The sequence below is a fragment of the [Mycobacterium] stephanolepidis genome, from assembly GCF_002356335.1.
GTDB lineage: Bacteria > Actinomycetota > Actinomycetes > Mycobacteriales > Mycobacteriaceae > Mycobacterium > Mycobacterium stephanolepidis.
Genome location: NZ_AP018165.1, coordinates 4,797,125 through 4,812,732 on the forward strand (window position 1 = coordinate 4,797,125; position 15,608 = coordinate 4,812,732).

The 15,608-nt window shown below is 62.5% G+C and carries 13 protein-coding genes and 1 pseudogene; 5 read left to right on the plus strand and 9 right to left on the minus strand.

Annotation, left to right across the window (positions count from 1 at the left end):
- Positions 1 to 70 precede the first annotated feature (70 nt).
- Positions 71 to 1,615: an acyl-CoA carboxylase subunit beta gene (locus MSTE_RS23840; RefSeq protein ID WP_096504940.1), complete on the plus strand. Its 1,545-nt coding sequence runs from the start codon at positions 71 to 73 to the stop codon at positions 1,613 to 1,615.
- Here MSTE_RS23840 and MSTE_RS23845 read toward each other — a convergent pair.
- Positions 1,616 to 2,301 (minus strand): annotated as a pseudogene (locus MSTE_RS23845) (hypothetical protein). It abuts the gene before it with no gap.
- 83 nt (positions 2,302 to 2,384) lie between these two features.
- On the opposite strand from MSTE_RS23845, the gene MSTE_RS23850 reads away from it, so the two are divergent.
- Entirely contained in the window at positions 2,385 to 2,804 is a 420-nt protein-coding gene (locus MSTE_RS23850; protein ID WP_096504943.1) for a TIGR03618 family F420-dependent PPOX class oxidoreductase, read from the plus strand.
- A gap of 18 nt (positions 2,805 to 2,822) precedes the next feature.
- Entirely contained in the window at positions 2,823 to 3,617 is a 795-nt protein-coding gene (locus MSTE_RS23855; RefSeq protein ID WP_096504945.1) for an alpha/beta fold hydrolase, read from the plus strand.
- Here MSTE_RS23855 and MSTE_RS23860 read toward each other — a convergent pair whose 3' ends face one another.
- From MSTE_RS23860 to MSTE_RS23875, 4 genes are all read right to left on the minus strand, one after another.
- Entirely contained in the window at positions 3,618 to 4,394 is a 777-nt protein-coding gene (locus MSTE_RS23860) for a glucose 1-dehydrogenase (protein ID WP_096504947.1), read from the minus strand.
- A gap of 116 nt (positions 4,395 to 4,510) precedes the next feature.
- Positions 4,511 to 5,020, minus strand: a complete 510-nt coding sequence (locus tag MSTE_RS23865) for a hypothetical protein (RefSeq protein WP_096504949.1) — start codon at positions 5,018 to 5,020, stop codon at positions 4,511 to 4,513.
- Between the two features lie 958 nt (positions 5,021 to 5,978).
- The gene (locus tag MSTE_RS23870; RefSeq protein ID WP_057967580.1) at positions 5,979 to 6,281 is read right to left on the minus strand and encodes a hypothetical protein; all 303 of its coding nucleotides are present in this window, start codon (positions 6,279 to 6,281) and stop codon (positions 5,979 to 5,981) included.
- Positions 6,282 to 6,330: 49 nt separating this feature from the next.
- Complete coding sequence (locus MSTE_RS23875; protein WP_030097516.1) at positions 6,331 to 6,612, minus strand: hypothetical protein; 282 nt, start codon at positions 6,610 to 6,612, stop codon at positions 6,331 to 6,333.
- A gap of 253 nt (positions 6,613 to 6,865) precedes the next feature.
- Between MSTE_RS23875 and MSTE_RS23880 the strand changes: the two genes are divergently transcribed.
- The gene (locus tag MSTE_RS23880; RefSeq protein WP_096504951.1) at positions 6,866 to 7,510 is read left to right on the plus strand and encodes a TetR/AcrR family transcriptional regulator; all 645 of its coding nucleotides are present in this window, start codon (positions 6,866 to 6,868) and stop codon (positions 7,508 to 7,510) included.
- Entirely contained in the window at positions 7,510 to 8,751 is a 1,242-nt protein-coding gene (locus MSTE_RS23885; protein WP_096504953.1) for a glycosyltransferase, read from the plus strand. Before MSTE_RS23880 ends, MSTE_RS23885 begins: the two co-directional genes overlap by 1 nt.
- A gap of 518 nt (positions 8,752 to 9,269) precedes the next feature.
- On the opposite strand, the gene MSTE_RS23890 is transcribed toward MSTE_RS23885, so the two are convergent.
- The 4 genes from MSTE_RS23890 to car form a co-directional block, all read right to left on the minus strand.
- Complete coding sequence (locus MSTE_RS23890; protein ID WP_231896951.1) at positions 9,270 to 9,998, minus strand: hypothetical protein; 729 nt, start codon at positions 9,996 to 9,998, stop codon at positions 9,270 to 9,272.
- A 14-nt stretch (positions 9,999 to 10,012) separates the two neighbouring features.
- The gene (locus MSTE_RS25625; protein WP_231896952.1) at positions 10,013 to 11,287 is read right to left on the minus strand and encodes a hypothetical protein; all 1,275 of its coding nucleotides are present in this window, start codon (positions 11,285 to 11,287) and stop codon (positions 10,013 to 10,015) included.
- 92 nt (positions 11,288 to 11,379) lie between these two features.
- Positions 11,380 to 11,685, minus strand: a complete 306-nt coding sequence (locus MSTE_RS23900) for a hypothetical protein (protein ID WP_096504957.1) — start codon at positions 11,683 to 11,685, stop codon at positions 11,380 to 11,382.
- Between the two features lie 249 nt (positions 11,686 to 11,934).
- The gene (gene car, locus MSTE_RS23905) at positions 11,935 to 15,501 is read right to left on the minus strand and encodes a carboxylic acid reductase (RefSeq protein ID WP_096504959.1); all 3,567 of its coding nucleotides are present in this window, start codon (positions 15,499 to 15,501) and stop codon (positions 11,935 to 11,937) included.
- Positions 15,502 to 15,608: the final 107 nt, after the last annotated feature.

A 15,608-nucleotide genomic window follows, 5' to 3' on the forward strand; every position in this document is an offset into this window, starting at 1 on the left:
GTGGAGTGGTCGAATCATCGTGAGGAAAAGTTCCCGCAGAGTCTCGGGCCATTATGGAAGAGTCCGGGCCATGGCTGATGAACCTCTGCGCGCTGACCACGCTGAGCTATTGAGGCGACGTGCGCTTACCGAAGACGCGGCTCGTCCCGATGCGGTTGCCCGCCGCCATGCGGGCGGCGGACGCACCGCGCGCGAGAACATCGCCGACCTGGTCGATGCGGAGTCGTTCGTCGAATACGGCCGATTCGCTACCGCTGCGCAGCGCCAGCGACGCGACATCGCCGACTTGATCGCCCGCACACCCGCCGATGGCCTGGTGGCTGGGACCGCACGGATCGCAGGTCATCCGTGTGCCGTGCTCTCCTACGACTACACCGTGCTCGCCGGGACGCAGGGCGCGCTTGGACACCACAAGAAGGACCGGCTGTTCGATCTCATCGAGCGCATGAAGCTGCCGACGGTGTTCTTCGCCGAAGGCGGCGGCGGGCGGCCCGGGGATACGGACTATCCCGTCGTCTCGATGCTCGATGTACGAGCGTTCAAATTGTGGGCCGCGCTGTCGGGCGTAGTGCCGCGGATCTCCGTGGTCAAGGGCCGGTGCTTCGCGGGCAATGCTGTCATCGCGGGATGCTCGGATCTGATCGTGGCGACCAGAGACACATCCATCGGCATGGGCGGTCCGGCCATGATCGCGGGCGGCGGACTCGGCGAGGTACATCCGGACGAGGTCGGGCCGCTGTCGGTGCAGTCGCCCAATGGGGTGGTCGACGTCGTCGTCGACGACGAGCAGCAAGCCGTCGCCGTGGCCAAACGGCTCATCGGATACTTCCAAGGAGCGGTAGAGCCGAGGCCTGCAGCGGACCAAACTATCTTGCGCACAATGATTCCCGAACGTGCGCGGAGAGCCTATCCGGTGGGGCCCATCATCGAGACGCTGGCCGACGAGGACTCGGTGACGTTCCTTCGAGAGAAGTTCGCACCCGAGATGGTGACGGTACTCGCGCGTATCGAGGGCCGCGCAATCGGGATCCTGGCCAACAATTCGATGGTGATGGCAGGGGCGATCACGGCCGCCGCGTCGGATAAGGCCGCTCGGTTCCTGCAGCTGTGCGACGCATTCGGGTTGCCGGTGCTCTCGCTTGTCGACTGTCCGGGCTACATGGTGGGTCCTGCCGCGGAGGCCGATGCGTTGGTACGGCGCGCCTCGCGCATGCTCGTCGCCGGGGCGGCACTTCGCGTACCGCTTGTCTCAGTCATCCTGCGCCGAGGCTACGGCCTTGGGGCGCAGGCCATGACCGGCGGCAGCCTGCACGAACCACTGCTGACGGTGGCCTGGCCTGGCGCGCATCTGGGACCCATGGGCTTAGAGGGTGCGGTGCGTCTGGGGCTACGCAAGGAATTGGAGGCGATTCCCGACGAGGCTTCCCGGGAGGAAGCCGTGCGTCAGGCCACCGCCGCGGCACAAGAGAATGCCAAGGCGCTCAACGCCGCACAGATTTTCGAGATCGACGATGTGATCGATCCAGCAGAGACGCGATCGCTCATCGCCTCGACATTCGCGGCGGCCATGCGAGAACCGCTGCCGCCACGCAGATCCGTCGTCGACACCTGGTAGCTACTCACTGCCTGCCGCTACGAACTCGCGTTTTCCATACTGAATGGTGGCGTCCTGCCACCGGCCACCGGCCGCATCCACGAGGCGACGCGCGGTGCCCAGATCCTTGATGCCCGCGATCAGGATCAGCCACCCGTCTTCAGTGATCGAGCCGCCGACCAACGCCTCACGTGCAGACGCATCTGCTTCCAGCGCATCGTGGAACCGCACCCGGTCGATACCCGGAACCTCCACAGCCACAGCATTTATCTCTGCATCCCCGGTCGGCAGGTATTCAAAGGTGAGCACAGATTCCTGACCATACTGCCGCCCCACCTGCTCACCGATGCGTTGCAAGTCATCGCGATCCACGCACGCGAGTTCGAAGGCGCGCGACCTCTCATAGGTCATGCGGTTGTTGTCCTGAGACCAGTACACGCCGTCGACCGGTGTCGAGCGCACGGGCAGCACCAGGTGCTGAGCGGTCATCGCGCTCACCTGCAGCGAGAAGTCATCGAGGGGGTCCAGCAGACGCCCATCGGCGGGGTCGGTGATGACCGCAACGTTGTTGGTAGCGAAGAGCTCCGCCTGGGGCGGGCGGCATCACCCGGAACGCACGCCTGTGGGTCGGCATGAGCGAACCCCACAGGCGGCCCCCCGAAGACGAGCGCCAGCGCCGCAATTCCGATCGCGAAAACGCGAGTCATCCGACCTATTATTCCGGCACATCACTCCTGACGGAAGTGTGGGTTTGACCTCAAGCGCACTTGAGATTCTAGGTTGTGGATCCATGACCTCGATCCATGATCCGGCCGTCCGGCAGTTCCTCGATTCCACTCCCGCCCTGGTGGGGCAGCTGGGATATCTCGGAAACGACGGACGTCCGCTTGTTCTGCCTATCTGGTACCGGCTCGGCGAGGATCACCTACAGTTCGTCACGCACGTGAGTACTCGGAAAGTCCGTTCTTTGCACCGTGATCCACGTGCGGTGGTCACCGTGGCAACGCCATCAGAGCCCTACCTTTACGTCCAGGTCCAAGGGGACGCCCACGTGGAACCCGACACGTCAGAGGTTCGAGACACTCTGATCGACATCACCACCCGATACCTGGGAGCCGACCGTGCCGCCGCGTACGTGGACGAGCACCACAGCGCACCAGGCGAGACGATCGTGCGCATACATCCCGTCCGCATCCACACCGCCCTCTGACGCTCGGGAAGTCCCACGATGTACACCATCACCGTGAATGGAGCGCAGCTCACCTTCGACGATCAAGGCCTGGGCGATCGACCGGCCATCCTGCTGCTCACCGGCTGGGGGCACGACCACCGTGCGTATGACGAGCTGTTGCCCTACCTCGTTCCCCATCACCGCATCATCCGCATGGACTGGCGCGGCCATGGTACCGACCGCACGCCGGTTGCCGATTTCATTCTTACAGAACAGGTTTCAGATGTCATAGGGTTACTTGAGGCTCTAAGCGTGAAATCGGTCGTTCCCGTCGCCCATGCCCATGCGGGGTGGGCCGCGCTCGAGATCGCCGACCGCCTCGGGGCAACTCGGGTGCCGAGTCTCGTGATCGTGGACCTGATCATGACGGAGGCTCCGCTCGAATTCCTCAACGGCATAAGAGAATTCCAGGATCCGCAACGCTGGCAGGCTAGCCGCCTCGGGTTCCTCCGAGCCTGGCTATCCGGCAGCGACAATGAAGCCGTCATCCGGCACATCCGCTCCGAGATGGGCGGATTCGGGTTCGACGTGTGGGCACGAGCCGGACGAGTCATCGAGGATGCGTACGCCACGTGGGGCTCTCCCCTGTCACGAATGGAAAAGCTGTCCGAACCACGGCGCGTTCATCACATCTTCTGCAACCCACAGCGCACTGCCTACGATGATCTTCACCAAGAGTTCCAGTCCCGCAATCCGTGGTTCAGCTACGTTCGCCTGCCCGGCACGACTCACTTCCCGCAGCTGGAGTTGCCCGCACAGGTCGCGGCGGAGATCACGAATCTACTCTCGTAACTACTGACCCGTCATAGCCTTCAGGGTGGGGCCGGCGGTCCAGCCGCCGTCCACGGCAAGCTCGGCCCCCGTGACATAGCTCGCGGCGTCCGAAAGCAGATAGGTCACCGCACCGGCCACCTCATCGGGAGTTCCCACTCGCCCCATGGCGGTGATGGGCATATTGCCTTCCCCCCGGCGAAAACCGGCCTGGGCCGTCATGGGGGTGTACACGACGCCGGGATGCACGGAGTTCACCCGGATCCGCTCGGGTCCCAATTCAACGGCCGCAACCTTGGAGAGACCGCGCACACCCCATTTCGAGGCGCCATAGCCGGAGGTGAGCGCCAGACCGACGAGACCGGCGGCCGAGGAGATGTTCACGATCGAACCGCCACCCCGCGCGCGCATCGGCGGGATAACGGCCTGCATGCCGATAAAGACACCGACCAAGTTCACCTCGAGCACCTTGCGAAAGTGTTCAAGGTGCTCGTCGGCAACCAGCGAGGCACTGGATATCCCGGCGTTGTTCACCAATCCGGTGACAGCGCCGAACTCCGCCAGCGTGGTTTCGACCAACGCGCGCCACTGATCGGCATCTGTTAAGTCCAGGCGGACGAATCGCGCAGAGTCACCGAGCTCGGCCGCAAGCTGCCGTCCGTCGTCCTCGAGTACATCGGCAACAACGACTTTGCCGCCCTCCGACACTATCCGGCGCGCGAAGGCCGCACCGAGCCCGCGAGCGCCACCCGTGACAATGACGTTCTTTCCTTGTAGCAGAGCAGAATTGCCATTCATAGTTCCAGGCAACCACAACGCTGCGAACGCACGCGGAACTTCTCCCGCCTAACGGGAAGAGTGAGCGACAACACCCACACCACCAATTGTGGTGTGGCGACTATGGATTAGATTCCTTAGATCTCGACAGCGTCTGCTTCAGCGGGGGCCTCGTCGGCGGGAGCCGGCTCAGCATGTGGCGCGAGGACCGACGCGGGGATCACCTCGGGACCCTCCCCATGAGCGGGCACATCCAACGGGGCAGCTTCACCCTCGTTGTCCATCGGAAGGTACATGTGCCGCTTGAACTGCGCCTGGTAAGCGCCGCCACCACCGATCTTGACGCCACCTCCCTCGCCGCTGGACACGGCAGTGCCGTCGGGCAGCGTGACAGCGGTATGACCGCCGTTCCAGCCAATTACCAGTGCACCTGGCGCGGTGCCGTACTTGAAACCACGCGCAAGGAGGGCACGCTCCTGGTTCCCGGTATTGAAGCGAGAACCGAAAGCGGGGCGGTCGGTGGCGACGTTGGACACCCAGGAGGCCAGACCGGAGCAGTCGGTGCCACGGGCGGAGTCTCCGCCCGAGACGTACGGCGTACCCGAGACCTGATGGATAAACGCCAGCAAAGCAGCGAGATCAGACATGGGACGCGACGCTAACAACGAGCTTGACGACCCACCAAAATATGTGGCTTGCGTCATATTTGCTGAAAATTATGGCGAGAATTACTCTCCGCCAACGCCTTACTGATTACGGTAGAGCATGTATGAACGTTCGTCCAATCCAATAAACCCGCAGTATATGGTCGGTTTGTTGAATGTTCTATAGCCCCGAGCCGTAATTTGCTGTGCGCTAATCACATTGGTCACTTTTCTCACACATCCATGCATCTCTTCTATTAACGCAGGAAATTTTCTGTTACCCATCCCACCTTTTGGGCACCTCGCATCCCACTCTGTGGGATGGCTTGCGCGCTATCTCATTCGGTGCCGCATGCGCGCGTCAGGCCGATGAAATAGACAATGTATGCACTTTTTCCCACGATGGTCGTCGCCATTGACGATCTGAGGGCAAGCACCTGCCGTCGGACCCCGAATCGGCTCTTGCGCTTCTGAATCCGCTCCGTGTACGGGCAACTCCAGCCTCATTGGCGAGTGCAGATCCGTATTCAACCGGACGACAATACTTTCCGCTGAATGTCTTTACCCCGCAGCGTGATACGGATCGTCCTTGACAGCCCTATCGCGTCTCGGCCGAGAGGTCTGCCGCATGAGTCAACGCAACAGCCGCCTCGATACCCAATTCGCTACTCGGACTGTGGAAGAACGGCCTCGACGCATACCGCCCAGACGCCGCCGCCGCGGTCTTCACCGAAGTTTCAAGGACTTCAGCCATACAGCGTCGGGCGCGCATGAGTAGCGAACTACCACTCCGCGCAACCACACCTGCTGGAGGAGATGGCGATGCTCGGATAAGTGCGGGCCGCGTTCTCTTTCGAGAACCGGCCCGCAGTCTCAGTTTTCATCGGGATAGTGGCGACACGGCAGGAGGAACGTTCGCAGATCGCTCACTACCAGGTGCCGCCACCACCCCGTGGGGTAACTAGCAGGCCAGCGTGACGTACGCGACCTTTTGTCCTGTCGTAGGAACCGTCGTCGGCTGGTTGCGCATGTTGCGTCCCGGCTGCACGTTCTGAACGCCAGACTGTTGGGACACTCCTTGAACCGTGCACTGCGACGGATGATCCGACCCCACCTTGGTGACGATCACTCGGTACCCGTTGGACTTGAGGTCATTGATGACAGAGTCCGGGTCCGCAGCGGGACCGGCCAAGGCTGCGCCGGCTGTGGCCAGGGACAGCCCCGCGGCAGCGAGTAACGCCGCCGCGGTCGTGATCTTCTTCATGATTGTTGCTCCTTCTGCGTCGACGAAGATGAAGCGGACTTACATCTGGTTACGAAGCGTTGTTCTTGTTGGTGCCAAAGGGGACGTGCGGGTTGGTGCCCAGCGGGACCAACGGGTTGGCGCCCTCATACGTCGGCTGGTGGACGCCCTGCTCATAAATAACATCGCCCGGAGCCACGCAAGGACGCAGATCAGTGGCGTTGACGCTGGTCTCGCTGGCGTAGCAGACCGGAGGAGGCGTCGGCCCCGCCAGGGCGACAGGGGCGCCCATGACAGCGACGGCTACAGCGATGCCAGCGCCCCCGACGATTGCAGCGAGTGACTTTTTCATGTGGTGTTTCCTTTCCGCTCGGTCATCTTGCTAATGGCCTAGGAAGTGAACATCACTTGCCAAAGACATCAACGTTGATGCATTCACCCTGTTCAACGGCATTAAGGTCCACCTGGTTCCCAATTTATGAGATCCTCGGCTGATTCTCAGCTAAAACTCAGGATACCCCATGGGGGTTGGGGTCGGCGAAAAGTGGTATATAGCCGTTAACTTGTCGTTAACCAGGCGAAACGGCCTGAACTGTCTAGATCAGTTGATCTATACTTCGATCATGCGATCTAAAAGCGATCGGGAACCCACGTTCACCGAGGTCGCTCGCCGCGATCAGATCGTCGCGTGCGCCATCGAAGTCATCGCCGAGGTGGGTTATCCGCAGACCTCGATTCGGAAGATCGCCGAGCGCGCCGGAATCGCGATGAGCGTGGTGCTGTACCACTTCGGCTCCAAGGATGGACTCGTCGAGGCGGTGATCGCGTCCATGTACCGGTCCGGACTCGATGCCGTGGTCCCCGAGGTTGATCGAGCGCGGACGCAGACTGACAAGCTTGCGGCCTACATCCGCTCCAGTATCAGCTATTTCGACAGTCACCGGATTCAGCTGGCAGCGCTGACACAGCTCGCAGCGGGCTACAAACCCAGCGGCGGCAGACATCTCCGCGACGTGGGATTGACGCCCGAACTGGCCGCGCAATTGACCCAGCTCGACCCGTCAGCCATTCTCCGAGCGGGTCAGAAGTCCAGCGAATTCTCTTCCTTTCCAGTCGATTCCACTGCGATCGCACTGAGAGGAGCCGTCAATGCCGTCGTGGAGAAGATCCTGCAGGATCCCGCGTTCGATACAGGTGGGTACACCGAGGATCTCGTGAAGATGTTCCGGCGCGTGGTGAGGAGGGTGTAGTGGCCCGTATCGTCATCGCCGCCATCGGCAGCCACGGCGATGTCGCCCCGTTGACCGGTGTCGGTGTCCGCCTACGCCAGGCCGGACATCAGGTGACAGTCGCCGCGTTTGACCGCTTCAGCTCCTTGATATCCGACTCGGGCCTGTGTTTCCGTGGCATTGCAGAGCCGGGCGCACCATCGCAGGATGCCGATGTCAACGTCACCAAGGGCCTGGCCGAGTTTCTTGCCCCACGAGGCATGCGATCCCTCGGCGACGCAATGCTCAGCGCCGTTCAGGATTTGGCGGCAGACATCTTGCTGCTATCACCCTTCTGCGAACTCGCCGGTCATCCCCTAGCCGAGGCGAAAGGCATTCCCTCCATGGGGATCCGGCTTCAGCCTTGTTCTGCCACCGCGCAGTTTCCGCCCGCGACCCTCGGGGCTTGGTCCGCCGGGGCGGCAGGCAATCGTCTGGCATCCCACGCCGGGGCCCGGCTCGTCGATCGCCTCTATGGCGGGGTGGTGGCCGGTTTCCGGCGAGATCTCGGTCTACCGAAAGTATCGGCAAGCAAGTCACGCAAAAACCGTACGCAGTCGAAATGGACTATTTTGCATGGCTTCTCGACGTACATTGTGCCGCGTCCGCCGGATTGGCGGCCAGGCCTGGAGGTCGCCGGGTACTGTTGGCCGGAAACCGATCCACAGTGGCAGCCCACCCCAGAGTTGACCGATTTCCTCCAGGCGGGCGACCCACCGGTGTACTTCGGCTTCGGCAGCACGATGACGTCGGCTGCCGACGCTGCACGCCTATCGGAGCTCGTGCGCGGCGCGGTACATCAGGCGGGTGTGCGGGGCATCGTGCAAACGGGTTGGGCCGGAATCAATCCCAATGATGATGATGATGATGACATTCTGACCGTGGGCGAGCTGCCGCACAGCTGGCTCTTTCCACGCATGGCCGCCGTGGTGCACCATTGCGGCGCCGGGACAACCGCTGCCGGTCTGCGTGCCGGCGTGCCCACGGTGCCTGTACCCGGCCTCGGAGATCAACCCTTCTGGGCTGGACGGCTCCGGAATCTGGGGCTCAGCACCGGCACCATCCCACAACGCGCACTGACGACTGAACGGCTCTCGGAGGCCATCCGGGCGGCCACTACCGACCAAGAGCTCAAAGATCGGGTCCGCCGGGCCGCGGATGTCATCGGGGCCGAGGACGGCGCCGCCTGCGCTGTCGCAACCATCGACCGACTATTGGGCTGAGGGTCGCTGCGAGCACTGGTCAGAGGCGACCGAGGATGATTTCGAGTTCGGCCTGGGACTGCTCGTCACCGGCCTGGAACATCTCCACGACAAGTAACCGGGCGCTCGTGGTTTTGTGCCGCAGCGGCGGTCTTAGGCAAAACCCAATGGTTGGGGTACCTGCTCGGAAGTTGGGTACCTATTCGGCGCTGCCGTCTAGCTTTCCAGGATCGGGTGGCGTTTGATGCTCGGGGAGCTTGTCCGATCTGCGGATGAGGTCCGCGCTGTGCATCATCCTTGCGTGCATCTGGTTGTCCCGGTTCTGCAGCCTGGGAATCAGTTTTGAGCGCTTCCGTTGCTTCCCCAACCCATCCCGGTGCGGCGGCCTCCATGCGCGCCAAAGCCCCCCTCGTTTGAGGCACGCCAACCGTGCGCTAGCGCTTCAGTACGATCGGCCACTTCTGCCGCAGAGGCATCGTCACTACTGCCTTCTGGAATTTCTTCAGACACAACGGAATCCTTCAGGGGTAAGTGTCTTCTTACGCCTTACTGCCCTCAGGCCAACCAGGATCGTTCGGCAGCGTGGGCGGCGGGTCGGGTCGAACGTATGGCTTGGGCCAGTTGTCGGGTGTGCCAGGGGCGAGTTTCTTGCACTCGGGTAGGTCGGTGGCCGCGATGTCGATGTGGGTCAACACCCGGGTGCCGAACACGTTGTCTACGGGCCGCTTGGCTGGCCCCCGCTGGTTCGATAATGGCGGATGTTGTTGCTCGGCAGGAAGTTTCGGGTCGGGGCCGAATGTAAACCACTCGGCATGCCCGAGGGACTGCGAGCCGCTGCTTTCGTATGTGCCGTCCGGTAGCTTCCCCGCCGTCAACGAGCCGTATTCGCAAACCCCAGCGGTGAATTGATCCCCCTCCCGGTGAAGCTCAACAATCTCGGCATAGCGGGTGCCGACATTCTCGTACGGGTAGCGGACCGTACCGCCAACCCCTTCCGGCCGCCATGCGTTGTTGAACGCGTGATCGAAGCCGGGGTAGCCGCCCGCTCGTATCGCGTCCATGCCCGCGCCTGGCGCAGACTGGGCGGCTCGGTAGGACTCTGTTACTGCACGCACAAAGGTGCCCGCTGGGGACCTCAGATCCGCTACCGGGTTGGGAACCCACCGCATGGTGGTGTGGTCCTTGTCCTCCCATGGTGGGGGTTGCTTGGGTTTGTCGTGTGCGCACGAGGTGAGCAGCAGAGCACCTAACAGAGCGGTGGGTAGCACGACGGGGCATGGGCTCACTTGTTGGGGTCCCACTGCCAGTTCGGGTATTTGCCACCCATCTGTTCCTGGGCTTGCCAGTGGTCCAAGTTCACGTTGTAGTCACGTGGAGCCGTCGTCTTGAACCAGTTCTCCAAATCCTGCTGAGCTTGCTCTACCCCCGTCTGTCCGTTGATTATTGACGGGTCGAAGTGTCCGCCGTTGATGTATTTGCCAACGATGGGGTCGTCGGTGATACCGGGGTGGGCTTGGGCCAGGGCGTCTAGGACACTGGCCTGGTAGGCGTAGGGGTTGCCGAAGCTGCCGGATTGGGCGAGATCCTGAGCGAATCCCTCGGGCAGTTTGGTGGCGTTCTCCATCTGCTTTTGGGCGCTGTCGAGAACGTCCATGGCATCGCTGGCGAAGGGCACCTTGCCGATGAGCTTCTTGAGGTCTTCGACGTTCTGGTCGGTGGGTTTTTCGCCGACCGAGTCAAGCGCCCCGTCGAGCATGCCCTGTGAGAGCCGTCCGGCGGCTTTGAGGTCGTGGTCGCTGCCGCTGCGGGCAGCATCGTTGAGAAGCTGCTGATGCTGTTGTTGGGCTTGTTCGTTGATGATCTCGCCCGCGTAGTGGCCTTTGTCGAACGTGGACACCATGTCCCGCATTTCGCCGACGTTCTTGAATGAGTGCGCGAACTGGTACAGGTACTGCATCCGGTTAGAGCCGATATCGACCTTCTTGCCCCCGGCAAGGTCTTTGAGCTGCTGATCATCCAGCGTGGAGGCGGCCTGCACACGGCCCAACACGTCCTTGTCCCACTGGGTTCCGCCCTGCAAGTAGGCGCCGTCCAGATGCCCCGCGCTGGCGCTCAAACCACCGATGGGGTTGTAGGAGGTGTCCAGCTCCTTGGAGATCGCGTCGATCTGCTGTGCGGCCTCTTCTTCTGCGGCCCACCACTTGTCGTACTCGCCCCGGATCATGTCCTGAAGCTTCGCGGCGCACCGCTTGCCCTCGGCAACGGTCTCGGGCTTGGCGCCTTTGGGCACGATCCATTCGACGGTGATCTCTTCGGAGACCTTGTAGCCGTTGCTGGTGGCCTCGTTGTAGTAGCCGACTGCTCGCTTGTGGTGCTCGGTCACCTGAAACGCCAACGTGTCTAGCGCTTTTGGCCCTTCATCGAGCACATGCTGGGTGGCCCGGTAGACGACTTTCTCGTCACCAGTGGCAGTGTCCTGCGCGGCCCGGGCGGCCTTACCTTCCCACTCCTGGGCGCCAGGCCGGTCAATGGCGTGCCTATAGTCGCGGCCAATCAACTGGGTCTGCGTGGCACCCAGGATCGCCTGGCGTACCGCCTCTATCGAGTTCTACGGATTGTTTTCCAGCAGCCGCCGCAGCGAGTACCCGCTCATCCATTGCCTCCCCGCGATAACCCGGTCACCGACTGGATCAGCTGCGTGACGTGATCCTCGGTTTCCCCGAAGCCGTTGCGGGTCTGCACCGACAGGTCCGCGACATTCGAGCACCGCCCCGCGAAGGCGCGCTGCAAACCCGGCAACGCCTGGGTCACCAGCCGACGCGCCGCCACCAAGGAAGGAGCGTCCCCATCCTTGACCTCAGCAGGACTCGATGCGGCCTTGTTCAGCTTGTCGGCCATCGTGTTCAGCTCCGGGGACAGCTTGTCCAGCGCAAGCCTGAGTTTGTCGTCGGACACGATGTTGCCCCCTGCTGGTGATTGGCATAGCCACGGTCAGCTTTCCCGGAACTATACCTGTGGTATAGCACCTTTCCAGCTAAGTCTTCAACCCTGGGGAATGCGTACCCGGCGGTATAGCGCCCGCGCGGGTAGTCAAGCCCCTGAACAGGCGCTTTCCGGCCGGACGGGCGGTTAATCTGTCAACTTTTCATCGGGGGTTAGGTACCATCACCGGGTGGAGGGGCCGCCCCGATCCGCCCAGACTTTTCACGCCCCCCAGATCAGACCCAGCAGACTGATATCGTCGGCGTACTTGAGGATCAGTTCCTTGGTGACATGCGGGATCTCACCTGGTGTCTGGTCAAGGCCGCCGACCTTCGCCTCTCGCACGGCTCCGCTGAATTCAGCTGTCGGCAGCGCACTTCCGTCGATCGCCGCCTGCGGATTCTGGTACATCTTGAGCAGCGGCAGCACGGACTGCTGACGCTGTTGCTCGGGCAACCCCTTGAGGGCCGTCTCGAACCGGGCCAGCCACTGGCCGTAGTCGTCAATCCGGGCGATCTTGTACCCGGCCTCGATCAGCCAATCCACAAAGGTATCCATCGAGACGCCATCGTGGTGGGGGTTGAACACATCGAAGCTGTGGTAACCGTCCGTCACGTTCACCCCACCGATCGCGGTGATGGAAGCGGCAGTGAAATCGCCTGGGACGCCGTCGTAATGGGCGCGCTGACGATTGCCCTCGGCATCGAGTTCGTAGAAGCTGCCCGGTGCTACACCGGTGAGCAACAAACTCTGGATCGTTCGCGTGAATACGTCGGTGACATTGAGCTGACCGTGGTACTCGCTGTGGGCCAGGATCATGTCGGACCTGAACACCCGCACCGGCAGCCCGGCCAGGTCGTGTGCCTCACGTAGCAGCACCTCGCCGGCCCACTTCGAATTGCCGTATCCGTTGGCGTAGCCGTCGTTGATCTGCCGCTGCGCCGACATCTCCCTGACATCTGAGTCTTCCTCGAACTGCGTCACCGGGATCTGATCGGCGATACCGACCGTCGACAGATAGGTGACCGGCTTGAGCCGTTCGGAGATCGCCAGCTTGATAATCTCGGCGGTGCCCGCCACATTCGGGCCGAACAGCTGGCTGTACGGCAGCACATGGTTCACCAACGCACCGGAATGGACTATCAGATCGACATCTCCGGCCAGCTTCTGCCAAATATCCTGGGACAGGCCCAGGTTCTGGTCACCGAAGTCACCGGCGATCACTTCAAGGCCCTGCTCCGCGAGCTGACGGTAGTGCGCCGACAGCTTCGGGTCTCCCGACTCATAGACGGCATCGAGGCGCGCACGGGCGGCCGCGGCGTCGGTGCCGCGGATGAGTGCATATACCTTTCCTCCGGCGGGAACCAGCCGTTCTAGCCAGTCCAGTACCAGCCAGCGTCCTAGCCAGCCATTGCCGCCGGTCACCAATACGGTCTTCACGTCCGCGGTAGGTGGCTGAATTTCCTTGGCCGCCTTCAACACCGACTCGTCGATGAACTTTTCGAGGGTGAGTTCGGCTGCGTTGATAACCGTGGCATCTCTGCCGTGAACCGAGGCGAACGTCGGCTGCGTCGCGGCGCCGGTGCGCTGTGCCTCAATGTGCCGGGCGATGGCGGCCAGATCATTGGCGACGCTGTTGATGACACCGACCGGAACGTCCACCTCGAAGATGTCGCGCAGTAACTCGGAGTACGACAGCGCCGAAAGCGAGTCACCGCCGAGGTCAATGAACCTGACATCGGGGCCCAGGTCTGCCGCTGACGCCCCCAACAGGGCCGCAGCGGCATCGGTCACGGTATCGAGCACCGGACGGCCCGCCGCCTCCCGCGCCAGCTCGCGCAGACGCTCGTTCTGACTTTCGGCCAGGTCGGCGTACAGCGCCTCCAGTCGTTCGCCGTAGTGCTCCTTCAGCTTGGGGCGCAACAGCTTACGGGCATCCGATAGCAATCCGGACTCGACCGTGAACGGCACGGTCTCAACGATGAAGTCCCGGGGGATTTCGTAGGACTGTAGCTCCGCACCCTTGGCGACCTGCTGCAGTGAATCCTGGATCAGCGGCTTGAGCGCATCCGGCGAATCCGCATATCGTTCAAGGGCTTCCGGAGTGGGCACGACGACCGCCAGCAGGTACGAACGCTCGCTGTTGCCGTACACGAAGATCTGCCGAACCAGCGGGCTACCGGTGTAGGCGGCCTCCAGCTTGGACACCGCGACAAACTCACCCTGGGCGAGCTTGAGCACGTTCTTGACGCGGTCAAGGTACTTGAGGTGGTCCGGTCCCAACTCGGCGACCACGTCGCCGGTCATGTAGAAGCCGTCCGCGTCGAAGACATCCGCCGTGGTTTCGGGGCGCTTGTAGTAGCCGGGGAACATGGTCTCCGACTTGATGCGCAGCTCACCCCGCGGATGCGGGGAATCCGTTGTGAAATAACCGAGTTCGGGAACATCCACAAGCTTGTACTCGGTGACCGGAGGGCGCTGCAAGACACCGTCACGCCACACCGCCCCGGCCTCGGTGGAACCGTAACCGTCCAGCATCGCTACCTGCAGCAACGATTCCATGAAGTCATTCATCTCGGGAGATAGTGGCGCAGAACCAGATCCGGCGTTGAGCACGCGTCCGCCGAAGTCCTCCTCGCGGATGCGCACCTTCATCTGTTCGGCGATTTCGGCATTGCTTTCGCCGGGCGCGAGCGAGCGATCCAGCTCGGCCTGGTATCGCTGAAAGACCATCTCCACCACGCGCGGCACGAACAGCACCTCGGTCGGGCGGATAAGCGCGATGTCCTCGAAGAACGTCGAGAGGTCGCTGGACGCGATGTAGTACGCCGTACCGCCTCCGGAGAGGGTGCCCATCAGAGTAAGGCGACCCGCGAGGTGGCTCATCGGCATGAAGTTGACGCCCACGGATGGGATCACCGTTGTGGTGAGCCACTTCTTCTGCCACAGGTTGGCCACCAGCCACTGCGGGTACATGGCCCCCTTGGGGGTTCCGGTGCTACCGGAGGTGTAAATCAGCAGACGCAGTGCATCGGGGTCCTCGCTGGGCTGCGGTGCCGCGGGAAGCTCGCGTCCTCGGGCGATGGCATCACCCAACGAGTCGATGGTGATCGTGCGGCCCGCCGCCTCCAGCCGGTCACGCACGGCACTCAGTGCGTCGCGATGAGCGTCCACCTCTGGGTGGTAGTCGAATACCGACAACAATTGCACCGACGGCGTCGCGAGCACGGATTCCACGGCGGCTTCGAGGTACTCGACGCTGGCGGCGAAGACCGTGGGCTGCGTCTCTTCGAGGATCGCGTTGCGCTGCTGCACGGATGCGCCGGTCTGCAATGGCACCGAGACAGTCCCCAGACGTAGCCCCGCAACATCCAATGAGGCGAAGTCCGTGCTGGTGAAGCCGAGCTGCGCGACAAAGTCACCGTCACGGATTCCCTGTGCGTACCAGGCGGCGGCGATGGCCTCGGCGCGATTCCACAACTCGCGATAGGACGTGGTGACGTACTCGGTCTTCAGCGCCACGGTGGTCACGCCGTGTTCGTCCGTCACCAGCTCGACGGCGCGCTGCCCGAGAGCCGGGCGATCCCCGTAGCCCTCCAACAGTCGCCGGATCAGCTCGATGAGTGTCAGGCCGGGTTCGTTGACCGCGTCGGACACCGCGTCATCGGGGATGAGGCCCTGCAGCTGCGGGTCGTTGGAGACGACCTGCGCGACACGTCGTTCGAGCTCTTGCTGGTCGGCGAGATCGGGCGTCGTGGTTGCGGCGGGTGTGGAAATCGTTTCAGTCATGCCTAGACACCTCGGTAGTCGATGTAAGTGGGAAGGCGGTTACGCCTACAGGAGAAAAGTACATACCTACGCTAACTATTCCCTGTGAGCGTTCGGCTCTCCCCTCC